The sequence below is a fragment of the Pseudomonas sp. Marseille-Q8238 genome (assembly GCF_965111915.1).
In genome coordinates this window covers 2,627,751-2,654,247 of the sequence record NZ_CBCOPI010000001.1, presented here as the reverse complement: position 1 = coordinate 2,654,247, position 26,497 = coordinate 2,627,751, and the positions used below count along the sequence as shown (strand labels likewise).

The window sequence follows — 26,497 nt, the reverse complement described above, 5'->3', positions numbered from 1 at the left end:
GTCAGGTGCGCAGCAGGGGATAGAGTTCCTTGAGCAGCTTGCTGCGGCTGAACACCAACTGCCAGCGATGCCCACCCAGCTGGCGCCAGAGGAGTGCGGAGCGAATACCGGTCAACAGCAGGGCACGAATTTTTGCCGCGTTATTGGGTTGCTGCAGGAAGCGCATGTCGCCATGGACCTGGATGCGTTGGCGGAAGGTGCTGATGGTGTCCTGGTACAGCGCGCCACAGGAGGCAATCACGTTCTCGTGAGTGAGACCGAAATGGCCAACCTGCTGCTGAACCTGGTCCAGTCGAGTGCCGATGATTTGCAGCATGTCCTCGCGCTTGCTCAACTGCCGCTCGAGGCCAAGCAGGGAAAGGGCGTAGCGCAGGGGCTCGCGCTGCAGACTGGCCGGATTACGCTCAAGGGCGTTGACCAGGGCGCGGTAGCCTTCACGCAGGTTGATGTCATCGCCGCCGTAAACGTCCAGGGTGCTTTTCGGGTCACGTACCAGCAGGCTGCCGAGCAGGCAGCCAATATCGGCATCGCTGGCCTGGCCGGTGCGGGCAATCTTGTCGACCAAGGTGGCGGCCTGGAATACGGCGGCCAGCGCCGTCAGTTGTTCCTGTACTGGCGTCATGCCTGTTGCGCTCCATTGAACCAAGGCTCTGCGTGTTCTATCACGCCACCACCCAGGCAGATTTCGCCATCGTAGAAGACCACGGACTGGCCGGGGGTGACGGCGCGTTGTGGTTCGACGAATACAGCGCGATAGCCCTGTTCGGTTTTTTCCAGCGTGCAGGTCTGGTCGCTCTGGCGATAGCGCACCTTGGCGGTCAGTTGGCGCGGTGTCTTAAGGTCGACTGGGTTGACCCAGTAGATGTCCGAGGCCAGCAGGGCGCGGGAGAACAGCCAGGGATGATCGTTGCCCTGGCCGACGATCAGCACGTTGCGTGACAGGTCCTTGTGCAGGACGTACCACGGCTCTTCGCTGGCGTCTTTCAGGCCGCCGATACCCAGGCCCTGGCGTTGTCCGATGGTGTGGTACATCAGGCCGTGGTGGCGCCCGATGACGTCGCCGTCGGTGGTTTCGAGATCCCCTGGTTGGGCGGGCAGGTATTGCTTGAGGAAGTCACTGAACCGGCGCTCGCCGATGAAGCAGATGCCGGTGGAGTCCTTCTTCTTGGCCGTGGCCAGGCCATATTTTTCGGCAATGGCGCGGACCTGGGGTTTCTCCAGTTCGCCGACCGGGAACAGGGTCTTGCCAATCTGCTCGCCGCCGACGGCGTGCAGGAAATAGCTCTGGTCCTTGTTCGGATCAAGGCCTTTGAGCAGTTCGCTGCGCCCGTCGATATCGCGGCGACGCACGTAATGGCCCGTGGCGATCAGGTCTGCGCCGAGGCTCAGGGCGTAATCGAGGAAGGCTTTGAACTTGATCTCGCGGTTGCACAGGATGTCCGGATTCGGTGTGCGACCGGCTTTGTATTCGTCGAGAAAGTGCTCGAAGACGTTGTCCCAGTATTCCGCCGCGAAATTGGCGGTGTGCAGCGTGATGCCTATCTTGTCGCATACCGCCTGGGCATCGGCCAGGTCTGCCATCGCGGTGCAGTACTCGGTGCCATCGTCTTCTTCCCAGTTCTTCATGAACAGGCCTTCGACCTGATACCCCTGCTCGAGCAGCAGGAGAGCGGAAACGGACGAATCGACGCCGCCGGACATGCCGACGATCACGCGGGGTTTGGTTGGCTCAGACATGGCGTTCGGACTGCTTGAATGCTGGCAAAGCCGTGAATTCTAACAGAAGCCCCAGGGCGAGGGGCTGCCGCTCGCCGTGTGTCAGTTGCGGATCAGGCTCAGGGCAAAGCGCTCGCCGCTCAGGTAGTCGTCCAAACACTGGCCTACAAGCTCGCTGCGCCAGCGCTTGCGCTGACTCTCCAGTTCTTCACGGCTAAGCCAGAGTGGGCCGATGATGCCTTGATCCAGGGGGCTTTCCGGGCGATGGCGCAGGGGGCGGGCGGCAAAGCACACGCGTTGATAGGTCACGCCATTGCTGGGTGCGGTGTACAGGTAGATGCCGGTCACTGCGGTGACTTCTATCTCCCAGCCGGTCTCTTCCAGGGTTTCGCGCACGGCTGCCTGAATCAGGCTTTCATTGGCTTCCAGATGACCGGCTGGTTGGTTGAGAACCTGCTGGCCTGCGCAATGCTCTTCGACAAACAGGAAGCGCCCCTGATCTTCGACGATGGTGGCAACAGTGATGTGGGGTGTCCAATCCATGTGCGGAACTCCTTGTGATGATGGACAGATGCAAGAACCCCGGCGCGTGGGCCGGGGTTCCGTTTTGCCATGACGCGAGCGTGGCGCCTTAAACCAGCGAATCGATCGCTGCGTTCAGGGTTGCGCTCGGGCGCATGACTTGAGCGGTCAGCTCAGGGTTGGACTTGTAGTAGCCGCCGATATCGACCGCGCTGCCTTGCACCTTGGCCAGTTCGGCCAGGATGACGGCCTCGTTGTCGGCCAGGGTCTTGGCCAGCGGAGCGAAGTGCGCCGCCAGCGCGGCATCTTCGGTCTGCGCCGCCAGTTCCTGAGCCCAGTACAGGGCCAGGTAGAAGTGGCTGCCACGGTTGTCGATTTCGCCAGTCTTGCGCGATGGCGACTTGTTGTTGTCCAGCAACTTGCCGGTAGCAGCGTCCAGTGCGGTGCCAAGCAGCTTGGCCTTGGCATTGTTGGTCTTGATGCCGGTTTCTTCCAGAGAAACGGCCAGGGCCAGGAATTCGCCCAGCGAGTCCCAGCGCAGGTGGTTCTCTTCGATCAGCTGCTGGACGTGCTTCGGTGCCGAGCCGCCGGCACCGGTTTCGTACATGCCGCCGCCTGCCATCAGGGGGACGATGGAGAGCATCTTGGCGGATGTACCCAGCTCCATGATGGGGAACAGGTCGGTCAGGTAGTCGCGCAGGACGTTGCCGGTCACGGAAATGGTGTCCAGGCCACGAATCAGGCGTTCCATGGAGACGCGGATGGCTTCGTTGTAGCCCATCTGGCGAATATCCAGGCCGGTCAGGTCGTGTTCCTTGAGGTACTCGTTGACCTTCAGGGACAGTTGACGGTCGTGCGCGCGCTCCGGGTCCAGCCAGAAGATGGCAGGGGTGTTGGACTGGCGGGCACGGGTAACGGCCAGCTTGACCCAGTCTCGGATCGGCGCGTCCTTGGTCTGGCAGGCACGCCAGATGTCACCGGCCTCGACCTGGTGCTCGATCTTCACGGTGCCGTCTTCCAGGACCACACGCATGATGCCATCGGCGGCCAACTCGAAGGTCTTGTCGTGGCTGCCGTACTCTTCAGCTTTCTGCGCCATCAGGCCGACGTTCGGCACCGAGCCCATGGTGGTGGGATCGAACGCGCCATTGGTTTTGCAGAAGTTGATCATCTCCTGATAGATGCGCGCATAGGTGCTTTCAGGCATGACGGCTTTGGTGTCTTTCTGCTTGCCGTCCTTGCCCCACATCTGGCCGGAGTTGCGGATCATGGCCGGCATCGAGGCGTCGACGATGACGTCGCTCGGGATGTGCAGGTTGGTGATGCCCTTGACCGAGTCGACCATCGCCATTTCCGGGCGATTGCTGTAGCAGGCGTGCAGGTCGTGCTGGATTTCTTCCTGCTGGGAGGCCGGCAGCACCTTGATCTTGTCATAGACGCTGGACAGGCCGTTGTTCGGGTTGACGCCCAGCTCGGCGAACAGGTCGGCGTACTTGTCGAAAGCGTCTTTGTAGTAAACGCTGACCGCGTGGCCGAAGACGATGGGGTGGGACACCTTCATCATGGTCGCCTTGACGTGCAGGGACCACATCACGCCAGTTTCTTTGCACTCGCGCAGGGTGCGCTCGAAGAAGTTGCGCAGTTGGCGGCAGCTCATGAACATGCCGTCCAGCACTTCGCCAGCCTGCAGGTTCAGCTCCTTTTTGACCTCGACCTTGCCATTCTTGCTCACGAACTCGATGCGGACCTTGCCGGCTTTGTCCATGGTGAAGGACTGTTCGCTGGAGAAGAAGTCACCGCCACGCATGTAGTCGGCGTGGGACTGCGAAGCCATGCTCCACTTGCCCATGGAGTGCGGGTGCTTGCGGGCAAAAGCCTTGACGGCGGCGGGAGCGCGGCGGTCGGAGTTGCCTTCACGGAGCACCGGGTTCACCGCGCTGCCCAGCACCTTGCTGTAGCGTGCGCGAACGTCCTTGTCTTCGTCGCTGGTCGGCTCTTCCGGGAAGTCCGGAATGTTGTAGCCCAGTGCCTGCAGCTCGGCGATGGCGCCCTTGAGCTGGGGGACGGATGCGCTGATGTTTGGCAGTTTGATGATGTTGGCTGCCGGGTCTGTAGCCAGTACCGCTAGTTGAGCGAGGTCGTCCGAAACCTTTTTGCTCGCATCCAGCCGGTCGGAGAAGCTGGCGAGAATTCGAGCGGCCAGCGAAATGTCGCTGGTTTCCACGTCGATATCGGCAGCGGCAGCGAAGGCTTTTACGATAGGGAGCAGGGAGTAGGTGGCGAGGGCGGGAGCTTCGTCGGTGAAGGTGTAAACAATCTTCGAGCGGGTGGGCATGTAGGGTTAACTCTCTTCTTGCAGAGCGTGCACAGAATCTCGCGGTGCGCCGGGTAAGCGCTTCGTTCGGGAGGTTTCCGAAGCGAGGAGACGAGAAGTTGCCGCTGTGATGTTGATGGCACCAGTAGAGTGTCAAGCGGTAGTCCTGCGGTAGCAGGTATCAGAAGCTGGAATCTGCGTCGTAGAGCAGCTGCTCCTATGACTCTCGAGTCACGGGGCGGAGTATATCATCGCCGCAATCACCTAAATACGTTCTTGATAACCAAGTCGTGACTCCTGTTTTCGGCATGACCGTGCCGGGGCCGGTTTGGCACAAAGGAGATCCGCTCCGCGAGCGGGCGGGAAGAGGGCGTTAGACTAACGAAGAGATGGTTCAGGCCGTTTCAAGTGGGGTAAGCTCTTGAGACCCTGATGTTCAACCATGCAGCGGAGTCAAGAATGGGATACCAAAAGATCCAGGTGCCGGCGACCGGTGACAAAATCACCGTCAATGCGGACATGTCTCTCAACGTACCGAACAACCCGATCATTCCTTATATCGAAGGAGATGGTATCGGGGTTGATATCAGTCCGGTGATGATCAAGGTCGTCGATGCCGCGGTCGAGAAAGCCTATGGCGGCAAGCGCAAGATTTCCTGGATGGAAGTCTATGCCGGCGAGAAGGCCACCCAGGTTTACGACCAGGATACCTGGCTGCCAAAAGAAACCCTTGAAGCCGTTCGCGACTATGTCGTCTCGATCAAGGGCCCTTTGACCACCCCGGTAGGCGGTGGTATTCGTTCGTTGAACGTTGCCCTGCGCCAGGAGCTCGATTTGTATGTCTGCCTGCGCCCTGTGCGTTGGTTCGAAGGCGTACCGAGCCCGGTGAAGAAGCCAGGCGACGTCGATATGACCATCTTCCGTGAAAACTCCGAAGATATTTATGCCGGTATCGAGTGGAAGGCTGGCTCGCCCGAGGCGACCAAGGTCATCAAGTTCCTGAAAGAAGAAATGGGTGTCACCAAGATCCGTTTCGACCAGGACTGCGGCATCGGCGTCAAGCCGGTTTCCAAAGAAGGTACTCAGCGTCTGGTGCGCAAGGCCCTGCAATACGTGGTCGATAATGACCGCGAGTCGCTGACCATTGTGCACAAAGGCAACATCATGAAGTTCACCGAAGGTGCCTTCAAAGAGTGGGGCTACGAAATCGCCAAGAACGAGTTCGGTGCCGAGTTGCTGGACGGTGGTCCTTGGATGCAGTTCAAGAACCCGAAAACCGGTAAGAACGTCGTGGTCAAGGACGCCATCGCCGACGCCATGCTGCAGCAGATTCTGCTGCGCCCGGCCGAGTACGACGTGATTGCCACGCTGAACCTGAACGGTGACTACCTCTCCGACGCCCTGGCGGCTGAAGTGGGTGGTATCGGTATCGCGCCAGGTGCCAACCTGTCCGACACCGTTGCCATGTTCGAGGCCACTCATGGCACTGCACCGAAGTATGCCGGCCAGGACAAGGTCAACCCGGGCTCGGTCATCCTCTCGGCTGAAATGATGCTGCGCCACATGGGCTGGATCGAGGCGGCTGACCTGATCATCAAGGGCACCAACGGCGCTATTTCGGCCAAGACCGTGACCTATGACTTCGAACGCCTGATGGATGGGGCTACGCTGCTGTCCTGCTCCGAGTTCGGCGACGCCATGATCGCTCACATGTAATTCGACGAGCGGTAACGAAAAAAAGGCCGGTCTTAGACCGGCCTTTTTCATTTGATGCTCTTTAGGCTTCTATCGGAGTGCTTTGTGGCGCGCTGGTGGTCGCCGGGGATTCACTGGTTGCCAGGATGGGGCTGATATTCACGGCGTGCAGGCCTTTGGGGCCTTGCAGAATATCGAAGCTGACAGGCTGGCCAGCCTTCAGAGTCTTGTAGCCTTCCATGTGGATGGCCGAATAATGGGCGAATAGGTCCTCATCTCGGCCGTCGGCGACGACGAAGCCGTAACCCTTGGCGTTGTTGAACCACTTGACCTTGCCGCTGAGCATGCTGATATCCCTCTGCAAAGGACTCCATCACTGGAGTATCATCCACTTCAGTTCCACACTTGAATCAGCCTGGTTGGGCGAGGGTGTGGAACCCCGATACCCGACGTGGGTATCCATTGTTTGTAACACCGATTTGCCGTTAGTCAAGGCACTCCGGCGGCTGGCTGAGAAGCTGGTCATAAACCTGTCTAGCATCCGTATCGCCCAGCCACGAAGCATTCACTTTCGTATGTATGCAAGAAACCAGATTCGTCTAACATCCAATCAGGATCGTCCGGCCTCGCACGAGGATGACGCCTCCGGCATTGCCGTGCAGGAAGCCAAGCCAGCGCTCAAGGCGCCGCCGATGTACAAGGTGTTGATGTACAACGACGATTACACACCGATGGACTTCGTGGTCGAAGTATTGGAGGTGTTCTTCAATCACAATCGTGAACTGGCAACCAAGATCATGCTAACCGTCCATACAGAGGGACGGGCTGTCTGTGGCGTGTTTACCCGCGATATAGCCGAGACCAAGGCCATGCAGGTCAACCAGTACGCCAAGGACAGTCAGCATCCGCTACTCTGTGAGATAGAGAAGGACGGTTAATACCGGCCGCCTGGGTAAGAGGTGAAGCTATGTTGAATCGAGAGCTGGAAGTCACCCTCAATCTTGCCTTCAAAGAAGCGCGTGTTAAGCGCCATGAGTTCATGACGGTCGAGCACCTGTTGCTTGCACTGCTGGACAATGAAGCTGCCGCTACTGTCCTGCGCGCCTGCGGTGCGAATCTGGACAAGCTTCGGCATGATTTGCAGGAATTCATTGATTCCACCACACCACTGATTCCTCAGCACGATGAGGAGCGCGAAACCCAGCCTACACTAGGCTTTCAGCGCGTCCTGCAGCGTGCAGTGTTCCACGTGCAGAGTTCCGGCAAGCGTGAGGTGACCGGCGCGAATGTGCTGGTTGCGATCTTCAGTGAGCAGGAAAGTCAGGCTGTGTTCCTGCTCAAGCAGCAGAATGTGGCGCGTATCGATGTGGTCAATTACATCGCTCACGGTATTTCCAAGGTGCCAGGGCATGTCGATCACTCGGAAGGCGAACAGGACATGCAGGATGAGGAGGGAGGCGAGTCCTCTGCCTCGAGCAATCCTCTGGATGCCTATGCCAGTAATCTGAACGAGTTGTCGCGTCAGGGGCGGATTGATCCGCTGGTCGGGCGCGAGACCGAAGTCGAACGGGTGGCGCAGATCCTCGCGCGGCGGCGCAAGAACAACCCGTTGCTGGTTGGCGAGGCGGGTGTCGGCAAGACAGCCATTGCCGAAGGTCTGGCCAAGCGCATCGTCGACGGTCAGGTGCCGGACCTGCTCTCCGAGAGCGTGGTTTATTCCCTTGATCTGGGCGCGTTGCTGGCGGGTACCAAGTACCGTGGCGATTTCGAGAAGCGTTTGAAGGCCTTGCTCAATGAATTGCGCAAACGCCCCCATGCCATCCTGTTCATCGATGAAATCCACACCATCATTGGTGCTGGCGCCGCCTCGGGCGGTGTGATGGATGCTTCGAACTTGCTCAAGCCGCTGCTTTCTTCAGGGGAGATCCGTTGCATTGGTTCGACGACCTTCCAAGAGTTCCGCGGCATCTTCGAGAAGGATCGGGCTTTGGCGCGGCGCTTCCAGAAGGTCGACGTCAGCGAGCCGTCGGTCGAGGATACCGTGGGTATTCTCAAGGGGCTTCGGCCGCGTTTTGAGCAGCATCACCACATCGAGTACAGCGACGAAGCATTGCGGGCTGCGGCCGAGCTGGCGGCTCGCTATATCAATGACCGGCATATGCCGGACAAAGCCATCGACGTGATTGACGAGGCGGGTGCCTATCAGCGCCTGCAGCCGGAAGATAAGCGCGCCAAGCGTATCGAGGTTGCTCAGGTCGAGGATATCGTGGCCAAGATTGCCCGGATCCCGCCAAAGCATGTCACCAGTTCGGACAAGGAGCTGCTGCGCAACCTCGAGCGTGACCTCAAGCTGACGGTTTTTGGTCAGGATGCAGCAATCGATTCGCTCGCTACAGCAATCAAGCTGTCGCGTGCCGGTCTCAAGGCGCCGGACAAACCGGTTGGCTCTTTCTTGTTTGCCGGCCCCACCGGCGTGGGCAAGACCGAGGCGGCTCGACAACTGGCCAAAGCCATGGGCATTGAGCTGGTGCGCTTCGATATGTCCGAGTACATGGAGCGACATACCGTATCGCGCCTGATCGGGGCACCCCCTGGTTATGTCGGGTTCGACCAGGGCGGCCTGCTGACGGAAGCGATTACCAAGCAACCGCATTGCGTACTGCTGCTGGACGAGATCGAGAAGGCGCACCCGGAAGTCTTCAACCTGCTATTGCAAGTCATGGACCACGGCACGCTGACGGACAACAACGGGCGCAAGGCGGATTTCCGCAATGTCATCCTGATCATGACCACCAACGCCGGCGCGGAAACTGCGGCGCGGGCATCGATCGGGTTTACTCATCAGGATCACACCTCCGATGCCATGGAAGTGATCAAGAAGAGCTTCACTCCGGAGTTTCGCAACCGTCTGGACACCATCATCCAGTTTGGTCGCCTGAGTCACGAGGTCATCAAAAGCATCGTCGACAAATTCCTCACCGAATTGCAGGCGCAGCTCGAGGACAAACGCGTGCAGCTTGAGGTCAGTGATGCGGCGCGTGGCTGGTTGGCCGAGAAGGGCTACGACGTGCAGATGGGCGCTCGCCCGATGGCGCGTCTGATTCAGGACCGGATCAAGCGACCACTGGCCGAGGAGATTCTCTTTGGCGAACTGGCCGAGCATGGTGGGATCGTGCACATCGACCTGGTCAATGGCGAACTGACGTTCGACTTTGAAACCACGGCTGAGCCGGCGTGACGGTAATGTGCAGGTAAACGAAAACGCCCGGCAATGCCGGGCGTTTTTCGTTCTGACGTGCTTAGCGGGCGCGGTAGGTGATACGCCCTTTGCTCAGGTCGTAGGGCGTCAGCTCGACGCGAACCTTGTCGCCAGTCAGGATACGGATGTAATTCTTGCGCATCTTTCCGGAGATATGCGCTGTAACGACGTGCCCGTTTTCCAACTCCACACGAAACATGGTGTTGGGCAGGGTGTCGACGACAGTACCTTCCATTTCGAAGCTGTCTTCTTTCGACATGCAGTAAAGTCCTCGGTATTCAATGAGTGGCCCGGCGCAAGTGGCTCCGGGCAAAAGCGGCGTGCATTGTGCCCGAAAACTCGCGCGCGCGCCAAGTGGCTTCAGGAAAGGACGACCCAACGCTGGTTGACGAACAGCTCTATGGGGCGGTATTGGGTCTTGTAGCTCATTTTTCGGCAGTTCTTGATCCAGTAACCGAGGTAGACGGCTTCCAGGCCAAGGCGCTCGGCTTCGGCAATCTGCCAGAGAATGGCGAAGCGTCCCAGGCTGCGGCGCTCCTCGTCCGGGTCGTAAAAGGTATAGACCGCGGAAAGGCCATTGGGCAGCACATCCGTGACAGCCACGGCGAGCAGGCGTCCGGACACGCGAAACTCATAGAACCTGGAAAAGGGCAGGTCGCGGATCAGGAATGTACTGAATTGATCTCGGCTGGGTGGGTGCATATCACCATCGGCATGGCGCTGCTCGATGTAGCGGGCGTAAAGCGCGTAGTACTCCTCGTTAAAAGCTGGTTGGGCGGCTGCGACACTGATGTCGGCATTGCGTTTGAGGATGCGTTTTTGTTGGCGAGTTGGGGTGAACTGGGCCGCAGGAATGCGTGCCGGAACGCAAGCTGTACAGCGTTGGCAGTGGGGGCGATACAAGTGGTCGCCGCTACGCCTGAAGCCCATTTCAGATAGCTCGGCATAGACCTGCACATCCATTGGCTGGCTGGGGTCGAGGAACAGGGTGGTGGCCTGTTCCTCGGGCAGATAGCTACAAGGGTGTGGCTGGGTGGCATAGAACTTGAGGCGAGCCAGTTCGGTCATGGTCAGCTCTCGGGAGGGCCCATGAGCAAGTGTATGCCAGTGTGCGGGGCGCTACCACCGAGCCTGTGTGGTTCGCTAGGCACGCCAGTCTGCCGGGGTGGGCTGGTCCAGATAGCGTTGCAGGTAGAGGGCAAATTCCGTTCTTGGGATGGGCTTGGCGCCAAAGCTTTGCAGATGCTGGGTCGGCATCTGGCAATCAATGAGGGTAAATCCCCAATCCCGTAGTTTGCCAACGAGGGTGACGAAGCCGACCTTGGAGGCATTGTCAGTGTGGCTGAACATGGATTCGCCGAAAAACAGCCTACCCATTGCCAAACCATACAGGCCGCCCACCAGCACGCCATCAAGCCAGACTTCGACCGAGTGGGCGATGCCTTGTTGATGTAGGTGCAGGTAGGCCGCTTGCATTGGTTGGGTGATCCAGGTGCCATCGGCATAGGCGCGAGGGCCGGCGCAGGCTTGGATAACGGCTGCGAAGTCTTGATCGAAACTGACTTCAAAGCGGTGCTGGCGTATCAGCTTGGCCAGGCTGCGAGATACGTGAAGTTCGTCGGGAAGCAGGACCGTACGTGGGTCGGGTGACCACCAGAGCAGAGGCTGACCGTCCTGATACCAGGGGAAGCAGCCATGCCGATAGGCGGCAAGCAGGCGTGCGGGCAATAGGTCACCGCCCGCAGCGAGCAGGCCGTTGGGTTCGCGGAGCGCTTTGTCCAGAGGTGGGAAGCTCAGGTTGTCGCGCTGCAGCCAGGTCAGCATCGGAGTGGGGTAGGGCGGCCGATGACGGGCCGCCCATGCCTACTTAGATATCGAGGTATTTTTCGGCGTCGAGCGCAGCCATGCAGCCGGCTCCTGCCGAAGTGATGGCTTGGCGGTAGACATGGTCAGCCACGTCGCCGGCGGCAAAAACGCCGTCGATACTGGTGGCGGTGGCATTGCCTTCGTTGCCGCCTTGCACGATCAGGTAGCCGTCGCGCATCTCCAATTGTCCCTGGAACAGATCGGTATTGGGCTTGTGGCCGATAGCAATGAATACACCGGCCAGGTTCAGCTCATGCGTTGCACCACTTTCGGTGTTTTTCAGGCGGACGCCGGTTACGCCGCTGGCATCGCCGAGTACTTCTTCCAGGGTGTGGTTCCAGTGCAGACGAACATTGCCATTGGCGGCCTTGTCGAACAGCTTGTCCTGCAGGATCTTCTCCGAGCGCAGCTTGTCGCGACGGTGGATCAGGTGCACTTCCTTGGCGATGTTGGACAGGTACAGAGCCTCCTCAACGGCAGTGTTGCCGCCGCCGACCACGCAGACGACCTGGTTGCGATAGAAGAAGCCGTCGCAGGTGGCGCAGGCGGATACGCCTTTGCCGGCAAAGGCCTCTTCGGAGGGAAGGCCGAGGTACTGTGCACTGGCGCCGGTAGCGATGATCAGCGCGTCGCAGGTGTAGGTACAGCTGTCGCCCTTGAGGGTGAACGGCTTGCTCTGCAACTCGGCGGTGTGAATGTGGTCGTAGACGATCTCGGTATCGAAGCGCTCCGCATGTTTTTGCATGCGCTCCATCAGGGCCGGGCCGGTGAGGCCTTCCACATCACCTGGCCAGTTGTCGACCTCGGTGGTGGTGGTCAGTTGGCCGCCAGGCTGGATGCCGGTGATGACCAGGGGCTTGAGGTTGGCGCGGGCGGCGTAGACAGCTGCGGTATAGCCGGCAGGGCCGGAGCCCAGAATGATCAGGCGCGAGTGCTTGACTTCGCTCATAAAAACCTCATAAGCCTTTGTCACAAAAGAGAATGCATGCTCCAATTAAGGTGCATGCAAGATGCTGGCGGGTATGCTACACCGAAGCAGGAAGGGCGGCAAAACGTGGCGTCTGGCCTGGTCTGCGTGGCATCGGACCTGTAAATACGTACAATGGTCCGCGTTCGTCTATTCATTGGTCGTTGGTCGCGCCGAGGGCGCAGGAATCGCAGCGTTTTGAAGAACTCCACCTCTACAGCTCAGGTCCCGCTCTGGCGTCAGCAACTGCACTACCGTCTCAAGGAAGGTGCGTTGATCGCCCTTGGAGCGTTGTGCCTCTATCTCTGGATGGCCCTGCTGACCTACGACCAGAAGGATCCGGGCTGGAGTCATACCAGTAACGTCGAGCAAGTGCAGAACGCCGCAGGCCGTGCTGGTGCCTGGTTCGCCGATATCCTGTTCATGGCGCTGGGCTATTTCGCCTACGTATTTCCGTTGCTGCTGGCCGTCAAAACCTGGCAGGTTTTCCGCAATCGCCATCAGCCCTGGCAGTGGAGCGGTTGGCTGTTCTCCTGGCGTCTGATTGGTCTGGTATTTCTGATTCTGTCTGGCGCTGTACTGGCCTATATCCATTTTCACTCTGCTGCAGGTATGCCAGCCTCCGCAGGCGGCGCATTGGGTGAAAGCCTGGGCCAGTTGGCGATCAATGCGCTCAATGTTCAGGGCAGCACACTGCTATTTATTGCCCTGTTTCTGTTCGGGCTGACGGTGTTCACCGATCTGTCCTGGTTCAAGATGATGGACCTCACCGGCAAGATCACCCTGGATCTGTTCGAGCTGATCAACAGCCTGATCAATCGCTGGTGGAATGCCCGTGTCGAGCGCAAGCAACTGGTAGCGCAATTGCGCGAGGTGGATGATCGTGTCTCCGAGGTTGCTGCGCCCGTCGTTCGGGATCGCCGCGAGCAGGCCAAGGTCAAGGAGCGCTTGATCGCCCGTGAAGATTCCCTGACCAAGCACATGAGTGAGCGCGAGAGTCGCACAGCGCCGGTCATTGCACCGCCGCCTGCCCCCAAGGCTGCCGAGCCGAGCAAGCGCGTGCTGAAGGAAAAACAGGTTCCGCTGTTCGAGGACAGTGCCGTGGCCGGCAGCCTGCCGCCAATCTCCATTCTGGATGTCGCGGAAAAGAAACAGAAGCAATTCTCCCCCGAGTCGCTCGAAGCCATGTCGCGGCTGCTGGAGATCAAGCTCAAGGAGTTTGGTGTCGAGGTGCAGGTCGAATCCGTGCACCCGGGCCCTGTGATCACGCGCTTCGAGATTCAGTTGGCGGCCGGGATCAAGGTCAGCCGTATCTCTGGCCTGGCCAAGGACCTGGCGCGCTCGATGGCGATCATCAGCGTGCGGGTCGTGGAGGTGATCCCTGGCAAGACCACAGTCGGTATCGAGATTCCCAACGAGGACCGACAGATCGTGCGTTTCTCCGAGGTGTTGTCCTCGCCTGAGTACGACGATGCCAAGTCGCCAGTGACACTGGCCTTGGGCCACGACATCGGCGGCAAGCCGGTGATCACCGATCTGGCCAAGATGCCGCACCTGCTGGTGGCCGGTACTACAGGCTCTGGTAAGTCGGTGGGGGTCAACGCGATGATCCTGTCGATTCTGTTCAAGTCAACGCCGGAAGAGGCGCGCTTGATCATGATCGACCCGAAGATGCTCGAACTGTCCATCTATGAAGGCATCCCGCACCTGCTGTGCCCGGTCGTCACCGACATGAAGGAAGCCGCCAATGCCCTGCGCTGGAGCGTTGCCGAGATGGAGCGGCGCTACAAGCTTATGGCAGCGATGGGCGTGCGTAACCTGGCGGGCTTCAACCGCAAGATCAAGGATGCCGAAGAAGCTGGGACGCCGCTGACCGATCCGCTGTATCGCCGCGAAAGCATGGAAGACGAAGCGCCGCTGCTGAAAACACTGCCGACCATCGTGGTGGTGGTCGACGAGTTTGCCGACATGATGATGATTGTCGGCAAGAAGGTCGAAGAGCTGATCGCACGTATCGCGCAGAAGGCGCGTGCTGCGGGCATCCACCTGATCCTTGCGACCCAGCGCCCGTCGGTCGACGTGATTACCGGTCTGATCAAGGCCAACATTCCGACCCGCATGGCCTTTCAGGTCTCCAGCAAGATCGACTCGCGCACTATTCTCGATCAGGGCGGGGCGGAGCAATTGCTCGGTCATGGCGACATGCTCTATCTGCCACCGGGCACAGGCCTGCCGATCCGCGTGCATGGCGCATTCGTTTCCGATGACGAGGTGCACCGCGTGGTGGAGGCCTGGAAACAGCGTGGTGCGCCCGATTACATCGAGGACATCCTGGCGGGTGTCGAAGAGAGCGGCAGTGGCTTCGACGGCGGTAGTGGCGGCGACGGTGGTGAGGGCAGCGAAGCTGACCCGTTGTACGACGAAGCCGTTAATTTCGTGCTGGAGAGCCGCCGAGCGTCGATTTCTGCTGTCCAACGCAAGCTGAAAATCGGCTACAACCGCGCTGCCCGCATGATTGAGGCCATGGAAATGGCTGGGGTGGTGACGTCGATGAATACCAATGGTTCGCGTGAAGTCCTGGCTCCGAGCCCGGTTCGAGATTGATCACTTCCACTTTCCCAAGAGGATATCCATGCGCCTGATTCGCATGCTGTTGCTGGCCGCTCTGGCCTGTATGGCCATTACTGCTCATGCCGACGAAGATGCCGCCGTGAAGCGCCTGACCGTACTGCTGAACCAGGCCCAGACCATGACCGCACGCTTCTCCCAGCTGACGTTGGACGGAACGGGCACACAGTTGCAGGAAACCTCGGGGCAGTTGGCGCTGAAACGCCCAGGTCTGTTCCGCTGGCACACCGATGCCCCTCAGGAGCAGTTGCTGGTTTCCAACGGTGAGAAGGTCTGGTTGTACGACCCGGACCTGATGCAGGTAACCATCCAGGCTCTGGATCAGCGTATGACCCATACCCCGGCATTGCTGCTTTCCGGTGATGTGTCGAAGATCCGCGAGAACTTCGAGATCAGCTTCAAGGAGGCCGGCGAAGTCGTGGACTTCATGTTGAAGCCCAAGGCCAAGGACACCCTGTTCGATAACCTGCGTCTGTCGTTCCGTCGTGGCGTGATCAATGACATGCAACTGATCGACAGCATTGGCCAGCGCACCAATATTCTCTTCCTCAGCGTGAAGATGAACGAAGCGATCGATCCCAAACAGTTCACTTTCGACGTCCCGGCAGGGGCTGACGTTATCCAGGAATAAGAGGTCGCCCGCGTTTGCCATGGACCTGTTCCGTTCCGCTCCCGTCGCTCAACCCCTGGCCGCACGCCTGCGTGCCACCAGCCTGGATGAGTACGTCGGTCAAGAGCACGTGTTGGGGCATGGCAAGCCGTTGCGCGAAGCGCTGGAGCAGGGTGCGCTGCACTCGATGATCTTCTGGGGGCCGCCAGGCGTGGGCAAAACCACGCTGGCCAGGCTCCTGGCGCAGGTGTCAGAGGCGCATTTCGAGACCATTTCCGCGGTGCTTTCCGGGGTCAAGGAAATCCGCCAGGCTGTGGACATGGCCAAGCAGCAGGCGGCGCAATATGGCCGGCGCACCATCCTTTTCGTCGATGAAGTTCACCGTTTCAACAAGAGCCAGCAGGATGCATTTTTGCCTTATGTTGAAGATGGCACGCTGATCTTCATTGGTGCGACGACCGAGAATCCCTCCTTTGAGTTGAATAACGCGCTGCTTTCGCGTGCCCGTGTCTATGTCTTGAAAAGCCTTGATGAGGCGGCCATGCGCAAGCTGGTGCGGCGGGCGCTGGGCGAAGACAAGGGGCTGGGTAAGCAGCATTTGAGCCTGCCCGAAGAGAGTTTCCAGATACTCCTGTCGGCCGCTGATGGCGATGGTCGGCGTTTGCTCAATCTGCTGGAGAATGCTGCCGACCTTGCCGAGGACGGCAGTGAAATCGGCGTCGAGCTGTTGCAGAACCTGCTGGGCGACAGCCGCCGTCGTTTCGACAAGGGCGGAGAGGCCTTTTACGACCAGATTTCCGCGCTGCACAAGTCGGTCCGTGGTTCCAATCCCGATGCGGCGCTGTACTGGTTCGCCCGCATGCTCGACGGTGGTTGCGATCCGTTGTACCTGGCGCGGCGCGTCGTGCGTATGGCCAGCGAAGATATCGGCAATGCCGACCCGCGTGCGCTGACCCTATGCCTGAATGCCTGGGATGTGCAGGAACGCCTGGGCAGCCCCGAAGGTGAGCTGGCGGTGGCGCAGGCGATCGTCTACCTGGCGTGTGCGCCGAAAAGCAATGCGGTGTACATGGGCTTCAAGGCCGCCATGCGCGAGGCGGCCGAGCATGGCTCGCTTGAAGTGCCGCTGCATTTGCGTAATGCGCCGACCAAGCTGATGAAGGAGCTGGGCTACGGTGACGAGTACCGTTACGCCCATGACGAGCCGGATGCTTATGCCGCTGGCGAGGATTATTTTCCGGAAGCGCTTGAGCCTCGACCCTACTACCAGCCTGTTCCGCGTGGTCTGGAGTTGAAAATTCGCGACAAGCTTGCCCATCTGGCTGCCCAGGATGCGGCGAGTTCGCGTAAGCGGAGGAAGCCGTGATCGGTGTGATCGTTTCCGTTGCAATAGGTGGAATGGCGGGTACGTTGCTACGTTTCGCCACCGGTAATTGGATCAGTGCGAACTGGCCACAGCATTTCTATGGCGCCACCCTGGCGGTCAACGTCCTTGGTTGCCTGCTGATCGGTTACCTGTACGGCTTGTTTCTGATACGCCCGGAGATTCCTTTGGAGCTGCGCGCGGGTCTGATTGTGGGGTTTCTGGGTGGGCTGACTACTTTTTCGTCCTTTTCGCTCGACACCTTGCGCTTGCTGGAGAGTGGCCAGGCGCCGATTGCCCTTGGTTATGGGCTGCTCAGTGTGGTGGGCGGGCTGCTTGCTACGTGGGCAGGTCTGGCGCTGACCAGGCTGTGAGGTGCCAATCGTCGGCGCTACTGCTTAAAAAGGGCTTCGGCATACTCCTTCAGCACCTGTAAACTGCGCATCTTTCATTATTTGGACCTCCCGGCCTTACGTGGCCTTGCCTGGCTTTCGTTCGCCGCGGGTGGTCGCTGTTACTCACGCTACCGATAGACGAGAACATCCCATGCTCGACTCCAAACTGGTTCGTACCCAACTGCACGAGATTGCGGACCGCCTGGCTACTCGTGGCTTTCAGCTCGATGTGGCCCGTTTCGAGGCCCTGGAGGCCCAGCGCAAGGCGGTGCAGACGCACACCGAACAACTGCAGGCCGAGCGTAACGCCCGTTCCAAGTCGATTGGCCAAGCCAAGGCCCGTGGCGAGGATATCGCGCCGTTGCTGGCCGAAGTCGACCGCATGGGCAGTGATCTGGATAGCGGCAAGCGTGAGCTGGAGACAATTCAGAGCGAGTTGGACAACTTGCTGCTGAGCATTCCCAACCTGCCGCATGAGTCGGTACCGGTCGGTGAAGATGAAGACGGTAACGTCGAGGTGCGCCGCTGGGGTACTCCGCGTGTGTTCGACTTCGCCGTGCAGGACCATGTGAGCCTCGGTGAACAGCACGGCTGGCTGGACTTCGAGACTGCCGCCAAGTTGTCCGGTGCGCGCTTTGCTCTGTTGCGTGGCCCGATTGCCCGTCTGCACCGGGCCCTGGCACAGTTCATGATCAACCTGCACACCGCCGAGCATGGTTACGAAGAGGCCTACACACCCTATCTGGTCCAGGCGCCAGCCTTGCAGGGTACCGGCCAGTTGCCGAAGTTCGAGGAAGATCTGTTCAAAATCACCCGGGAAGGTGAAGCCGACTTCTACTTGATTCCAACCGCCGAGGTTTCGCTGACCAACATCGTTGCTGGCGAAATTCTCGACGCTAAGCAACTACCGTTGAAATTCGTGGCCCATACGCCGTGCTTCCGCAGTGAGGCCGGGGCTTCCGGGCGCGATACCCGCGGGATGATTCGCCAGCATCAGTTCGACAAGGTCGAGATGGTGCAGATCGTCGACCCAGCCACTTCCTATGAGGCGCTGGAAGGCCTGACTGCCAATGCCGAGCGGGTTCTGCAACTGCTGGAGCTGCCGTACCGCGTGTTGTCCTTGTGCACAGGCGACATGGGCTTTGGCGCGACCAAGACCTATGACCTGGAGGTCTGGGTGCCGAGCCAGGACAAGTACCGCGAGATTTCCTCCTGCTCCAACTGCGGCGATTTCCAGGCCCGCCGCATGCAGGCGCGTTACCGCAATCCGGAAACCGGCAAACCTGAGCTGGTGCATACGCTCAATGGTTCCGGTCTGGCAGTTGGTCGCACCCTGGTTGCTGTGCTGGAGAATTACCAGCAGGCCGATGGCAGCATTCGCGTTCCCGAGGTGCTGAAGCCTTACATGGCCGGCATGGATGTCATCGGTTAACTGCTGGAGTTCGACTCAATGGGAAGTGACCAGCGAGTGATCGCCGCTGATTGGCTCAAGGATGAGTCTGTGAGCCAAGTATTCCGGGGTTGAGGTCTACCGACTCCTTGACCCTGTTGTTGTTCATCGCCTGCAAGCCTGTGATCTGATCATCAGGGGAGTGGCGATGGGTGTGGGCCGCCCGTAAGCGGCCTGTGTAGCGCCGGTTTGAATCAACATTTCCCGCATTGCGTAGGCCTTCGCCCATGGATTTTCTTCCTCTTTTCCACAAATTGCAGGACCGTCGCGTATTGGTTGTCGGCGGCGGTGAGGTGGCGTTGCGCAAGGCGCGGTTGCTGGCAGATGCCGGCGCTGTCCTGCGGGTGGTCGCACCGGTTGTACGCGACGAATTGATCGTATTGATCGGAGAAAAGGGCGAGCAATTGCTGCGCGGCTATCAGTTGTCGGATCTCGACGGCGTAGCGCTGATCATTGCTGCCACGGACGATGAGGCATTGAATGCCCAGGTATCTGCCGATGCGCAGGCCCGTGGCATTCCGGTCAATGTGGTGGATGCGCCGGCATTGTGCAGCGTGATCTTCCCGGCAATCGTCGATCGCTCGCCGCTGGTCGTGGCCGTGACCAGTGGTGGCGACGCCCCTGTGCTGGCCCGTCTGGTTCGGGCGAAGATCGAAAGCTGGATTCCCGCAAGTTATGGTCAATTGGCCGGTTTGGCGAAGAAGTTCCGTGCGCGAGTGAGAACCCTGTTCCCCGATGTGCAGCAGCGCCGGGTGTTCTGGGAGGATGTTTTCCAGGGACCGATCGCCGAGGGTGTGTTCGCCGGCAAGCTAAACGAGGCGGAGCAGCAACTGGAGGCGAAAATCGCCGGTGCAGCTCCACAGGCGTTGGGTGAGGTCTATTTGGTCGGTGCAGGACCCGGTGATCCGGATTTGCTGACGTTCCGGGCCTTACGCCTGATGCAGCAGGCTGACGTGGTCCTGTATGACCGGTTGGTGGCGCCGCCCATCATCGAGCTGTGCCGGCGCGATGCCGAGCGGGTGTATGTCGGCAAGCAGCGTGCTGCCCATACGCTGCCGCAGGATCAGATCAATCATCTGCTGGTGAAGTATGCCAAGGAGGGCAAGCGAGTCTTGCGCCTCAAGGGCGGTGATCCGTTCATTTTCGGGCGGGGTGGAGAGGAAATTGAAGAGCTGGCTGCCCACGGCATTCCTTTTCAGGTCGTGCCGGGGATTACTGCAGCTTCTGGCTGTGCAGCTTATGCCGGTATTCCTCTGACTCATCGTGACCATGCGCAGTCGGTGCGTTTTGTAACCGGTCACCTCAAGGATGGCAGTTGCGATCTGCCCTGGGGCGAGCTGAGTGCGTCTGGGCAGACGCTGGTGTTCTACATGGGGCTGACCGGGCTGTCGTTCATCTGTGAGCAGTTGATCAAGCATGGGCGGGCGGCCACTACACCGGCTGCGTTGGTGCAACAGGGCACTACGCAGAACCAGCGTGTGTTTACCGGAACGCTGGAAAACCTGCCGCAGCTGGTTGCGGAGCATGAGGTGCATGCGCCGACGCTGGTGATTGTGGGCGAAGTGGTGAAGTTGCGAGAAAAGCTGGCCTGGTTCGAAGGCGCACAGCAGAGCTGATCAGTCAGGCTGCCTGGTCGGGGGCGTATCCTGCGCCCCCTTTATACTCATAGGTTATCCGTGGCGTTGAGCCCACACCGTTTGTGCGCGCGCGAAGGCTTGTTCGCGAGAGCTGCCCAAGCCGCGCAATGCCACGGCCAGTGTCGCCTGGATCGCCAGTGCTCCGTAGGCATCATGTGCCTCGCCTTTCCACACCGCTAGCAGCAATTGCGGGTCGAGGCTGGCCGGTTTGACGTGACGTGCCGGTGACAGCTGCGGCCATTCCTCATCCCAATTTTCCCCATCCTGCGTGCCATACAGGTGGCAGGTGGCATCAGGGTTGGCTTCTATTTCGCCCCCTTCACCCTTGATCACCACTGCAGTGTCACCCAGCAGGCGACTGGCTTCGCGGTGCACGGCCTGGTAGCCGGGATGAAAGATGCTCTGCATCACGCAGCGCGCACCCAATGGATTGAGGATGCGTGCGAGTGAGTGGATCGGCGAACGCAATCCGAGAATGTTGCGCAGGTCGATCATGTGTTGCAGTTGCGGAGCCCAGGCGCCCAGTGGGGTGAACGCCAGTCTGTGCTGGTCGAGCGCCGATGCCGTGTCGCTCCAGGAGCGACACAGTGGGATCTCCAAGCATTCCAGCAGCTGTTCACTGTACAGGCGCCCGGCAGTATGGGCGCCGCCTCCGTGCAGGTGAATGCGCATGCCGCTGGCGGCCAACGCTTTGACCGCCAGCAGGAACCAGGGCAGATGGCGTTTCTTGCCGGCGTAGGTGGGCCAGTCCAGGTCCACTGCGATAGCTGGAGGCGAAAGGCGTTCACGTAGGGCTTCGGTGAATCCGGCGAGCTCCACCGCGCTTTCTTCCTTGTGCCGCAGTAGCATCAGGAAGGCACCGAGCTGGGTGTCTTCCACCTTGCCATCGAGCAGCAGGCCCATGGCCTGGTGCGCTTCCTCGCGGCTCATGTCCCGGGCGCCACGTTTGCCTTTGCCCAGGATGCGGACGAATTCGGCGAATGGGTGTTCTGCTGGGGTTACAAGATTCATAGGCAGTTAGTCGGTTTGGGCAGGCCGGCCAGTTTGGCTGCCAGTTTTGCAGGGGTGCCTTTGAACAGGCGGTTCAGGTGCTGGCTATTGCCTTTTTCCGGGCCCAGTTTCAACGCGGCATATTTGACCAGTGGGCGTGTCGCGGGAGAGAGCTGGAATTCGGCATAGAAGGCGCGCAGCAGATCGATGATTTCCCAGTGGGCATCGCTGAGCAGCAGGTCTTCGGTAGCGGCAAGCGCGGCTGCTGTCTCGGGGGACCAATCGTCGAGATTCAGCAGGTAGCCATCCTTGTCGAGAGGGATGGCGCGCCCGTCGATCATCAGGGTGTTCATAGCCAGCTATTGACCCGGTTAAAACGCGTACAGAGCTCGACGAACGCCACATAGTCCAGGGCTGTCACCCGCGCAGGAGTACCAAGACCGCGTGCTTGCAGGTCCTCATCCAGAGCAAACAGCGCAACGCTGTCGGGCAGGGCGCTCAGCGTGTTGAGCGGCGTGCTGTCGGGTTGTAGTGCATAAACGGCCTCACCGGTAAGCAGTACGGCGTCTTGTGCGCCCAGGAGTTGCAGGCAGCTCGTCAGTCGGCTGTCGGTGAAGGGCGAGTGGGACAATATGTGAAGGGTGGCCATCAGAGGGTGATCACCTGGTCATAGCGGTCGAGGAGGAGGGGGAGTGCGGCGTCGTCCAACTGCTCGGCCGGCAGCGCCAGCGTCTGTTGGTTGAGGCCACGCTCCGCCAGACTACGTGTGGACACGTACAGATTTTCGACGCCGAACAGCGGCAGGGCCTTTAGATTGGCAGTCAGGTCTTTTTGCTGCAGCGCGTCGGGTTGCTGGTCAGCCAGCAACTGGAACACCCCATCATCGAGAAACAGCATGCCCAGCGGCAGATCGAATGCTCCGCCCGCCAGGGCGATATCCAGGGCTTCGCGGGCGCTCGGGCCGGCCCATGGTGCCTGCCGGCTGATGATCAACAGTGATTTGCTCATCATTGGCCTCCAAAACAGATCAGGCGATCAGCCAGTTGATTGGCCTCATGTAACTGGCCCAGGCCAGAGAGTTCCCAGGGGGCGGCCAGGTTGGCGGCAGGCTTTTGGTAGCGCTGCGCCTCTTCTTCGTTGAGCACACCGCGACGCAGGGCGGCGGCAATGCAAACCACGCCATCCAGCGCGTTCTGGCTGACAAAGGTGCGCCATTCGTCAGCGATATCTGGCTCATCCTGACCGCAGACCACATTGGCCGAAGCGCTATACACACCATCTTGATAGAAAAACAGGCGGATTATTTCATGGCCGCCTGCCAGCGTGGCCTCGGCAAAGCGCAAGGCACGGCGTGAGGCGGGTGAGTGGGCCGGGGCGAACAGGGTGATGGCGAACTTCATGACGATATCCGGGTGGGCATGACGCAAGTCGCCATGATAAAGCCTGCACACCACAGATGTTTACTGCAGACATGAAAAAGCCCGCCGAAGCGGGCTTTCTTGGGGGCAAGTTACTATCAGTCGTCGCCGCCCATGATGCCGAAGATCTGCAGCAGGCTGATGAACAGGTTGTAGATCGATACATACAGGCTGATGGTAGCCATGATGTAGTTACGCTCACCGCCGTGAATGATCGCGCTGGTCTGGAACAGGATGCAGGCCGAGGAGAACAGAACGAAGCCAGCGCTGATCGCCAGTTGCAGGCCGCTGATCTGGAAGAAGAAGCCTGCGATCATCGCGCCGATCAGGACGAAGAAACCTGCAGTGATGAAGCCGCTAAGGAAGCTCATGTCCTTGCGGGTTGTCAGCACATAAGCGGACAAGCCGAAAAACACCAGAGCAGTCATGGCGAAAGCCGAGCTGATCACTTCGGAGCCGCTGCTCATGCCCAGGTAGCGGTTCAGGATCGGGCCCAATGTGTAGCCCATGAACCCGGTCAGGGCGAAGGTGGAGAGCAGACCCCAGGCGGAGTTGCGCAGCTTCACCGTCAGGAAGAACAGGCCGTAGAAGCCAACCAGTACCACGAAGATATTCGGGTAGGCGAAGTTCATCTGCTGGGAAATGAAGGCGACCAGGCCGCTGAATGCCAGGGTCAGGGCGAGCAAGCCATAGGTGTTGCGCAGGACCTTGCTGACCTCTTGCTGGTCGGCCTGCGCATGATTCAGCGCGTAATCTTGTTCGTGCATGGCAACTCTCCTGAAGGGCAAAAGTGGGGTTCCGTGACCGCAGTCCTGCCGATGATAACAGACGACTAGTTTCTGCCAATTACGAGAGTTTGACAGTGTGTTGCGTTCGGGTAGTATGGCGGCCCGCGAAAGCGGAGCTGAATGGTAAACGACACGGTAGTAATGGTGTCGTTTAGATTGGGGAAGCGTGGCAGAGTGGTCGATTGCAACGGTCTTGAAAACCGTCGACTCGCAAGGGTCCGTGAGTTCGAATCTCACCGCTTCCGCCACATTCAGCATTTGACAAGCACTACCAGAATGCCTTTTTGGCGTTTGCTTTTTGGCGAATCTGCGTCAAGCTGGGTCGGAGAAAGCTTTCGCGAATTGTCTGCATGCCCAATAGACCGTGCAATGCGGCGAATTTGATGCGGCGAGGTGTTGCTTGATTAAAGTTCTGGTGGTCGATGATCACGATCTGGTTCGAACAGGCATTACCCGCATGTTGGCCGATATAGACGGCTTGCAAGTAATCGGGCAGGCCGAATCCGGTGAGGAATCACTGAAAAAAGTCCGCGAACTGAAGCCGGATGTCGTTCTGATGGACGTCAAAATGCCAGGTATCGGTGGTCTTGAGGCCACGCGCAAATTGTTGCGCAGCCATCCCGACTTGAAAGTGGTTGCTGTTACGGCGTGCGAGGACGACCCTTTCCCGACACGTTTGCTGCAGGCCGGTGCCGCTGGGTATCTGACCAAAGGCGCGGCACTCGAGGAGATGGTGCAGGCCATTCGCATGGCATTCGCAGGGCAGCGCTACATCAGCTCGCAGATCGCGCAGCAGTTGGCGCTCAAGTCTTTTCAGCCCAATAAAAGCGATTCACCATTCGATCAGCTCTCCGAGCGGGAGATCCAGATCGCGTTGATGATTGCTAATTGCCAGAAGGTGCAGAGCATTTCCGATAAGCTCTGCCTGTCGCCCAAAACGGTAAACACCTACCGTTACCGCATCTACGAGAAGCTCTCTATCACCAGTGACGTGGAGTTGGCACTACTTGCCGTGCGTCATGGCATGGTGGACGCAGTCAGCTAAATGTCTGTTTCGTTTGATCCAAGTGCTTTCCTGGCGACCTGCAGTGGCCGGCCAGGCGTTTACCGAATGTTCGATAATGAGGCCAAGCTGCTGTATGTCGGCAAGGCTTCGAATCTGAAAAAGCGTCTTGCCAGCTATTTCCGCAAAACGGGCCTGGCCCCCAAGACTGCCGCGCTGGTCGCGCGTATCGCGCAGGTCGAAACGACCATTACAGGCAACGAAACAGAAGCGTTGCTGCTCGAGCAAACGCTGATCAAGCAGTGGCGCCCGCCGTACAACATTCTCTTACGTGACGACAAATCCTATCCGTATGTGCTGCTTTCCGACGGCGATTTCCCGCGCCTGGGGATATATCGCGGTGCGAAGAAGGAGAAAGGGCGGTATTTCGGGCCTTATCCGAGTGCCGGGGCCGTCCGTGAAAGCCTGGGTCTCTTGCAGAAGGCTTTTCTGGTCCGTCAGTGTGAGGACAGCTACTACAAGAACCGTACTCGACCTTGCCTGCAATACCAGATCAAGCGCTGCAAGGGGCCTTGCGTGGGGTTGGTCGATCCCGAGGAATATGCCGAAGACGTACGCCATTCGGTGATGTTTCTGGAGGGGCGCAGCAATGCCTTGGGTGACGAACTCAATGCAGCCATGGAAAAGGCGGCGATGAGCCTCGAATTCGAGCGCGCCGCCGAGCTGCGTGACCAGATCGGCCTGCTGCGCCGTGTACAGGATCAGCAAAGCATGGAGGGCGGCACGGGTGACGTCGATGTGGTGGCCGCGATGGTCAACCCCGGTGGGGCCTGTGTGCACCTCATCAGTGTGCGCGGCGGTCGGGTGCTGGGCAGCAAGAATTTCTTCCCGCAGGTAGGGATTGAAGAGGACAACGGTGCAGTGCTCGCGGGTTTTCTGGCGCAGTATTACCTGAGCAGCCATGAGCGCGACCTGCCTAGTGAATTGATCGTCAATGTGGTCCACGAGGACTTGGCGACATTGGCTGCGGCCCTTGCCGAGCTGCGCGGCAGGGAAATGACCATCAGTCATCGGGTGCGAGGAACGCGCGCACGCTGGCAGCAGTTGGCCGTGACTAACGCCGAGCAGGCGCTAGGTGCTCGCTTGGCCAATCGACAGCATGTTGCTGCACGTTTCGAGTCGCTGGCCGAGGCGCTCGACCTGGATGAGCCACCGCAGCGTCTGGAGTGCTATGACATCAGTCATTCCAGTGGTGAGGCGACGGTGGCCTCGTGCGTGGTGTTTGGGCCTGAGGGGCCGCTTAAGTCGGATTATCGGCGCTACAACATCGAAGGCGTCACGCCAGGGGATGACTATGCCGCGATGCATCAGGCATTGACCCGGCGCTTCAGCAAGCTGAAGGAGGGTGAGGGCAAGTTGCCTGACATCCTGTTGGTTGATGGTGGCAAAGGGCAGATGGCAATGGCGCGCGAGGTGCTGCAGGAACTGGCAGTACCGGAACTGATTCTCTTGGGTGTAGCCAAAGGCGTGACGCGTAAGCCCGGGTTGGAAACGCTATACCTGAATGATGCGGAGCATGAGTTCACTTTGCCGGCGGACTCCCCAGCCTTGCACCTGATTCAGCAGATCCGCGACGAGGCGCACCGGTTTGCGATAACCGGTCATCGAGCCAGGCGAGGCAAAACACGGCGTACATCGAGCCTCGAAGACGTCGCGGGGATCGGTCCCAAACGGCGGCGCGAGTTGCTAAAGCACTTTGGCGGTTTGCAGGAACTGAACCGTGCCAGTGCCGATGAAATCGCCAAGGCGCCGGGAATCAGTAAAAAGCTTGCAGAGTCGATTTATGCAGCTCTGCACAGCGAGTAGAATGCCGGCT

Annotated in this window: 26 protein-coding genes and 1 tRNA gene; 12 read left to right on the top strand and 15 right to left on the bottom strand. The window is 59.4% G+C overall.

Annotated features, from left to right (window positions below; genetic code table 11):
• Position 1 precedes the first annotated feature (1 nt).
• From hflD to ACWPW0_RS12300, 4 genes are all read right to left on the bottom strand, one after another.
• A complete protein-coding gene (gene hflD / locus ACWPW0_RS12315; protein ID WP_447591381.1) occupies positions 2-622 on the bottom strand; it encodes a high frequency lysogenization protein HflD in 621 nt (206 codons plus the stop codon).
• The gene (gene mnmA, locus ACWPW0_RS12310; RefSeq protein WP_454255483.1) at positions 619-1,737 is read right to left on the bottom strand and encodes a tRNA 2-thiouridine(34) synthase MnmA; all 1,119 of its coding nucleotides are present in this window, start codon (positions 1,735-1,737) and stop codon (positions 619-621) included. Before mnmA ends, hflD begins: the two co-directional genes overlap by 4 nt.
• A gap of 81 nt (positions 1,738-1,818) precedes the next feature.
• Entirely contained in the window at positions 1,819-2,259 is a 441-nt protein-coding gene (locus ACWPW0_RS12305) for an NUDIX hydrolase (protein ID WP_454255482.1), read from the bottom strand.
• A gap of 88 nt (positions 2,260-2,347) precedes the next feature.
• The gene (locus ACWPW0_RS12300) at positions 2,348-4,573 is read right to left on the bottom strand and encodes an NADP-dependent isocitrate dehydrogenase (RefSeq protein WP_454255481.1); all 2,226 of its coding nucleotides are present in this window, start codon (positions 4,571-4,573) and stop codon (positions 2,348-2,350) included.
• 438 nt (positions 4,574-5,011) lie between these two features.
• On the opposite strand from ACWPW0_RS12300, the gene icd reads away from it, so the two are divergent.
• A complete protein-coding gene (gene icd / locus ACWPW0_RS12295) occupies positions 5,012-6,268 on the top strand; it encodes an NADP-dependent isocitrate dehydrogenase (protein ID WP_447591388.1) in 1,257 nt (418 codons plus the stop codon).
• 61 nt (positions 6,269-6,329) lie between these two features.
• Here the strand turns inward: icd and cspD are convergent, their stop codons facing one another.
• Positions 6,330-6,593 (bottom strand): cold shock domain-containing protein CspD, encoded by a 264-nt coding sequence (cspD, locus tag ACWPW0_RS12290; RefSeq protein ID WP_454255480.1) that lies wholly within the window; start codon positions 6,591-6,593, stop codon positions 6,330-6,332.
• A gap of 229 nt (positions 6,594-6,822) precedes the next feature.
• On the opposite strand from cspD, the gene clpS reads away from it, so the two are divergent.
• Positions 6,823-7,185, top strand: coding sequence for an ATP-dependent Clp protease adapter ClpS (gene clpS / locus ACWPW0_RS12285; protein WP_447591392.1), 363 nt, complete (start codon positions 6,823-6,825; stop codon positions 7,183-7,185).
• Between the two features lie 29 nt (positions 7,186-7,214).
• On the top strand, positions 7,215-9,485 hold the full coding sequence (gene clpA / locus ACWPW0_RS12280) for an ATP-dependent Clp protease ATP-binding subunit ClpA (protein WP_454255479.1): 2,271 nt from the start codon (positions 7,215-7,217) through the stop codon (positions 9,483-9,485).
• A gap of 61 nt (positions 9,486-9,546) precedes the next feature.
• On the opposite strand, the gene infA is transcribed toward clpA, so the two are convergent.
• The 4 genes from infA to trxB form a co-directional block, all read right to left on the bottom strand.
• Positions 9,547-9,765, bottom strand: coding sequence for a translation initiation factor IF-1 (infA, locus tag ACWPW0_RS12275; RefSeq protein WP_002553999.1), 219 nt, complete (start codon positions 9,763-9,765; stop codon positions 9,547-9,549).
• A 101-nt stretch (positions 9,766-9,866) separates the two neighbouring features.
• Positions 9,867-10,574, bottom strand: coding sequence for an arginyltransferase (locus ACWPW0_RS12270; RefSeq protein WP_454255478.1), 708 nt, complete (start codon positions 10,572-10,574; stop codon positions 9,867-9,869).
• A 75-nt stretch (positions 10,575-10,649) separates the two neighbouring features.
• Positions 10,650-11,330, bottom strand: coding sequence for a leucyl/phenylalanyl-tRNA--protein transferase (gene aat / locus ACWPW0_RS12265; protein ID WP_454255477.1), 681 nt, complete (start codon positions 11,328-11,330; stop codon positions 10,650-10,652).
• A 43-nt stretch (positions 11,331-11,373) separates the two neighbouring features.
• Positions 11,374-12,321, bottom strand: coding sequence for a thioredoxin-disulfide reductase (trxB, locus tag ACWPW0_RS12260; protein ID WP_454255476.1), 948 nt, complete (start codon positions 12,319-12,321; stop codon positions 11,374-11,376).
• 153 nt (positions 12,322-12,474) lie between these two features.
• Here trxB and ftsK point away from each other — a divergent pair, with 153 nt between their 5' ends.
• From ftsK to cysG, 6 genes are all read left to right on the top strand, one after another.
• Complete coding sequence (gene ftsK, locus ACWPW0_RS12255; RefSeq protein WP_447591403.1) at positions 12,475-14,943, top strand: DNA translocase FtsK; 2,469 nt, start codon at positions 12,475-12,477, stop codon at positions 14,941-14,943.
• Positions 14,944-14,971: 28 nt separating this feature from the next.
• The gene (gene lolA / locus ACWPW0_RS12250) at positions 14,972-15,598 is read left to right on the top strand and encodes an outer membrane lipoprotein chaperone LolA (RefSeq protein WP_454255475.1); all 627 of its coding nucleotides are present in this window, start codon (positions 14,972-14,974) and stop codon (positions 15,596-15,598) included.
• Between the two features lie 19 nt (positions 15,599-15,617).
• Positions 15,618-16,943, top strand: a complete 1,326-nt coding sequence (locus tag ACWPW0_RS12245; protein ID WP_454255474.1) for a replication-associated recombination protein A — start codon at positions 15,618-15,620, stop codon at positions 16,941-16,943.
• Positions 16,940-17,314, top strand: coding sequence for a fluoride efflux transporter CrcB (gene crcB, locus ACWPW0_RS12240; protein WP_454255473.1), 375 nt, complete (start codon positions 16,940-16,942; stop codon positions 17,312-17,314). Before ACWPW0_RS12245 ends, crcB begins: the two co-directional genes overlap by 4 nt.
• A 172-nt stretch (positions 17,315-17,486) precedes the next feature.
• Complete coding sequence (serS, locus tag ACWPW0_RS12235; protein WP_447722262.1) at positions 17,487-18,767, top strand: serine--tRNA ligase; 1,281 nt, start codon at positions 17,487-17,489, stop codon at positions 18,765-18,767.
• A gap of 245 nt (positions 18,768-19,012) precedes the next feature.
• Complete coding sequence (gene cysG / locus ACWPW0_RS12230; RefSeq protein WP_454255472.1) at positions 19,013-20,401, top strand: siroheme synthase CysG; 1,389 nt, start codon at positions 19,013-19,015, stop codon at positions 20,399-20,401.
• A 54-nt stretch (positions 20,402-20,455) separates the two neighbouring features.
• Here cysG and ACWPW0_RS12225 read toward each other — a convergent pair whose 3' ends face one another.
• From ACWPW0_RS12225 to ACWPW0_RS12200, 6 genes are all read right to left on the bottom strand, one after another.
• Positions 20,456-21,433, bottom strand: coding sequence for a glycosyl transferase family protein (locus tag ACWPW0_RS12225; protein ID WP_454255471.1), 978 nt, complete (start codon positions 21,431-21,433; stop codon positions 20,456-20,458).
• Complete coding sequence (locus tag ACWPW0_RS12220; RefSeq protein ID WP_447591416.1) at positions 21,430-21,765, bottom strand: TusE/DsrC/DsvC family sulfur relay protein; 336 nt, start codon at positions 21,763-21,765, stop codon at positions 21,430-21,432. Before ACWPW0_RS12220 ends, ACWPW0_RS12225 begins: the two co-directional genes overlap by 4 nt.
• Positions 21,762-22,061 (bottom strand): sulfurtransferase complex subunit TusB, encoded by a 300-nt coding sequence (gene tusB, locus ACWPW0_RS12215; protein WP_454255470.1) that lies wholly within the window; start codon positions 22,059-22,061, stop codon positions 21,762-21,764. Before tusB ends, ACWPW0_RS12220 begins: the two co-directional genes overlap by 4 nt.
• Positions 22,061-22,420 carry a sulfurtransferase complex subunit TusC gene (tusC, locus tag ACWPW0_RS12210; RefSeq protein WP_454255469.1) on the bottom strand — a complete coding sequence of 120 codons (360 nt, stop codon included), beginning with the start codon at positions 22,418-22,420 and terminating at the stop codon, positions 22,061-22,063. Before tusC ends, tusB begins: the two co-directional genes overlap by 1 nt.
• Entirely contained in the window at positions 22,420-22,812 is a 393-nt protein-coding gene (gene tusD, locus ACWPW0_RS12205) for a sulfurtransferase complex subunit TusD (RefSeq protein WP_454255468.1), read from the bottom strand. Before tusD ends, tusC begins: the two co-directional genes overlap by 1 nt.
• Positions 22,813-22,928: 116 nt before the next feature.
• Positions 22,929-23,597 carry a Bax inhibitor-1/YccA family protein gene (locus tag ACWPW0_RS12200; protein ID WP_447591423.1) on the bottom strand — a complete coding sequence of 223 codons (669 nt, stop codon included), beginning with the start codon at positions 23,595-23,597 and terminating at the stop codon, positions 22,929-22,931.
• A 181-nt stretch (positions 23,598-23,778) separates the two neighbouring features.
• Between ACWPW0_RS12200 and ACWPW0_RS12195 the strand changes: the two genes are divergently transcribed.
• The 3 genes from ACWPW0_RS12195 (at position 23,779) to uvrC (ending at position 26,487) form a co-directional block, all read left to right on the top strand.
• Positions 23,779-23,866 (top strand) — tRNA-Ser (locus tag ACWPW0_RS12195).
• A gap of 152 nt (positions 23,867-24,018) precedes the next feature.
• Positions 24,019-24,663 carry a response regulator transcription factor GacA gene (gene gacA / locus ACWPW0_RS12190; protein WP_454255467.1) on the top strand — a complete coding sequence of 215 codons (645 nt, stop codon included), beginning with the start codon at positions 24,019-24,021 and terminating at the stop codon, positions 24,661-24,663.
• Positions 24,664-26,487 carry an excinuclease ABC subunit UvrC gene (gene uvrC, locus ACWPW0_RS12185; protein ID WP_454255466.1) on the top strand — a complete coding sequence of 608 codons (1,824 nt, stop codon included), beginning with the start codon at positions 24,664-24,666 and terminating at the stop codon, positions 26,485-26,487.
• The last annotated feature ends 10 nt before the right edge of the window (positions 26,488-26,497 follow it).

Coding starts and splice junctions, on each gene's coding strand:
- hflD (WP_447591381.1), bottom strand. CDS start 622: ATGACGCCAGTACAGGAACAACTGACGGCGCTGGCCGCCGTATTCCAG.
- mnmA (WP_454255483.1), bottom strand. CDS start 1,737: ATGTCTGAGCCAACCAAACCCCGCGTGATCGTCGGCATGTCCGGCGGC.
- ACWPW0_RS12305 (WP_454255482.1), bottom strand. CDS start 2,259: ATGGATTGGACACCCCACATCACTGTTGCCACCATCGTCGAAGATCAG.
- ACWPW0_RS12300 (WP_454255481.1), bottom strand. CDS start 4,573: ATGCCCACCCGCTCGAAGATTGTTTACACCTTCACCGACGAAGCTCCC.
- icd (WP_447591388.1), top strand. CDS start 5,012: ATGGGATACCAAAAGATCCAGGTGCCGGCGACCGGTGACAAAATCACC.
- cspD (WP_454255480.1), bottom strand. CDS start 6,593: ATGCTCAGCGGCAAGGTCAAGTGGTTCAACAACGCCAAGGGTTACGGC.
- clpS (WP_447591392.1), top strand. CDS start 6,823: ATGTATGCAAGAAACCAGATTCGTCTAACATCCAATCAGGATCGTCCG.
- clpA (WP_454255479.1), top strand. CDS start 7,215: ATGTTGAATCGAGAGCTGGAAGTCACCCTCAATCTTGCCTTCAAAGAA.
- infA (WP_002553999.1), bottom strand. CDS start 9,765: ATGTCGAAAGAAGACAGCTTCGAAATGGAAGGTACTGTCGTCGACACC.
- ACWPW0_RS12270 (WP_454255478.1), bottom strand. CDS start 10,574: ATGACCGAACTGGCTCGCCTCAAGTTCTATGCCACCCAGCCACACCCT.
- aat (WP_454255477.1), bottom strand. CDS start 11,330: ATGCTGACCTGGCTGCAGCGCGACAACCTGAGCTTCCCACCTCTGGAC.
- trxB (WP_454255476.1), bottom strand. CDS start 12,321: ATGAGCGAAGTCAAGCACTCGCGCCTGATCATTCTGGGCTCCGGCCCT.
- ftsK (WP_447591403.1), top strand. CDS start 12,475: ATGGTCCGCGTTCGTCTATTCATTGGTCGTTGGTCGCGCCGAGGGCGC.
- lolA (WP_454255475.1), top strand. CDS start 14,972: ATGCGCCTGATTCGCATGCTGTTGCTGGCCGCTCTGGCCTGTATGGCC.
- ACWPW0_RS12245 (WP_454255474.1), top strand. CDS start 15,618: ATGGACCTGTTCCGTTCCGCTCCCGTCGCTCAACCCCTGGCCGCACGC.
- serS (WP_447722262.1), top strand. CDS start 17,487: ATGCTCGACTCCAAACTGGTTCGTACCCAACTGCACGAGATTGCGGAC.
- cysG (WP_454255472.1), top strand. CDS start 19,013: ATGGATTTTCTTCCTCTTTTCCACAAATTGCAGGACCGTCGCGTATTG.
- ACWPW0_RS12225 (WP_454255471.1), bottom strand. CDS start 21,433: ATGAATCTTGTAACCCCAGCAGAACACCCATTCGCCGAATTCGTCCGC.
- ACWPW0_RS12220 (WP_447591416.1), bottom strand. CDS start 21,765: ATGAACACCCTGATGATCGACGGGCGCGCCATCCCTCTCGACAAGGAT.
- tusB (WP_454255470.1), bottom strand. CDS start 22,061: ATGGCCACCCTTCACATATTGTCCCACTCGCCCTTCACCGACAGCCGA.
- tusC (WP_454255469.1), bottom strand. CDS start 22,420: ATGAGCAAATCACTGTTGATCATCAGCCGGCAGGCACCATGGGCCGGC.
- tusD (WP_454255468.1), bottom strand. CDS start 22,812: ATGAAGTTCGCCATCACCCTGTTCGCCCCGGCCCACTCACCCGCCTCA.
- ACWPW0_RS12200 (WP_447591423.1), bottom strand. CDS start 23,597: ATGCACGAACAAGATTACGCGCTGAATCATGCGCAGGCCGACCAGCAA.
- uvrC (WP_454255466.1), top strand. CDS start 24,664: ATGTCTGTTTCGTTTGATCCAAGTGCTTTCCTGGCGACCTGCAGTGGC.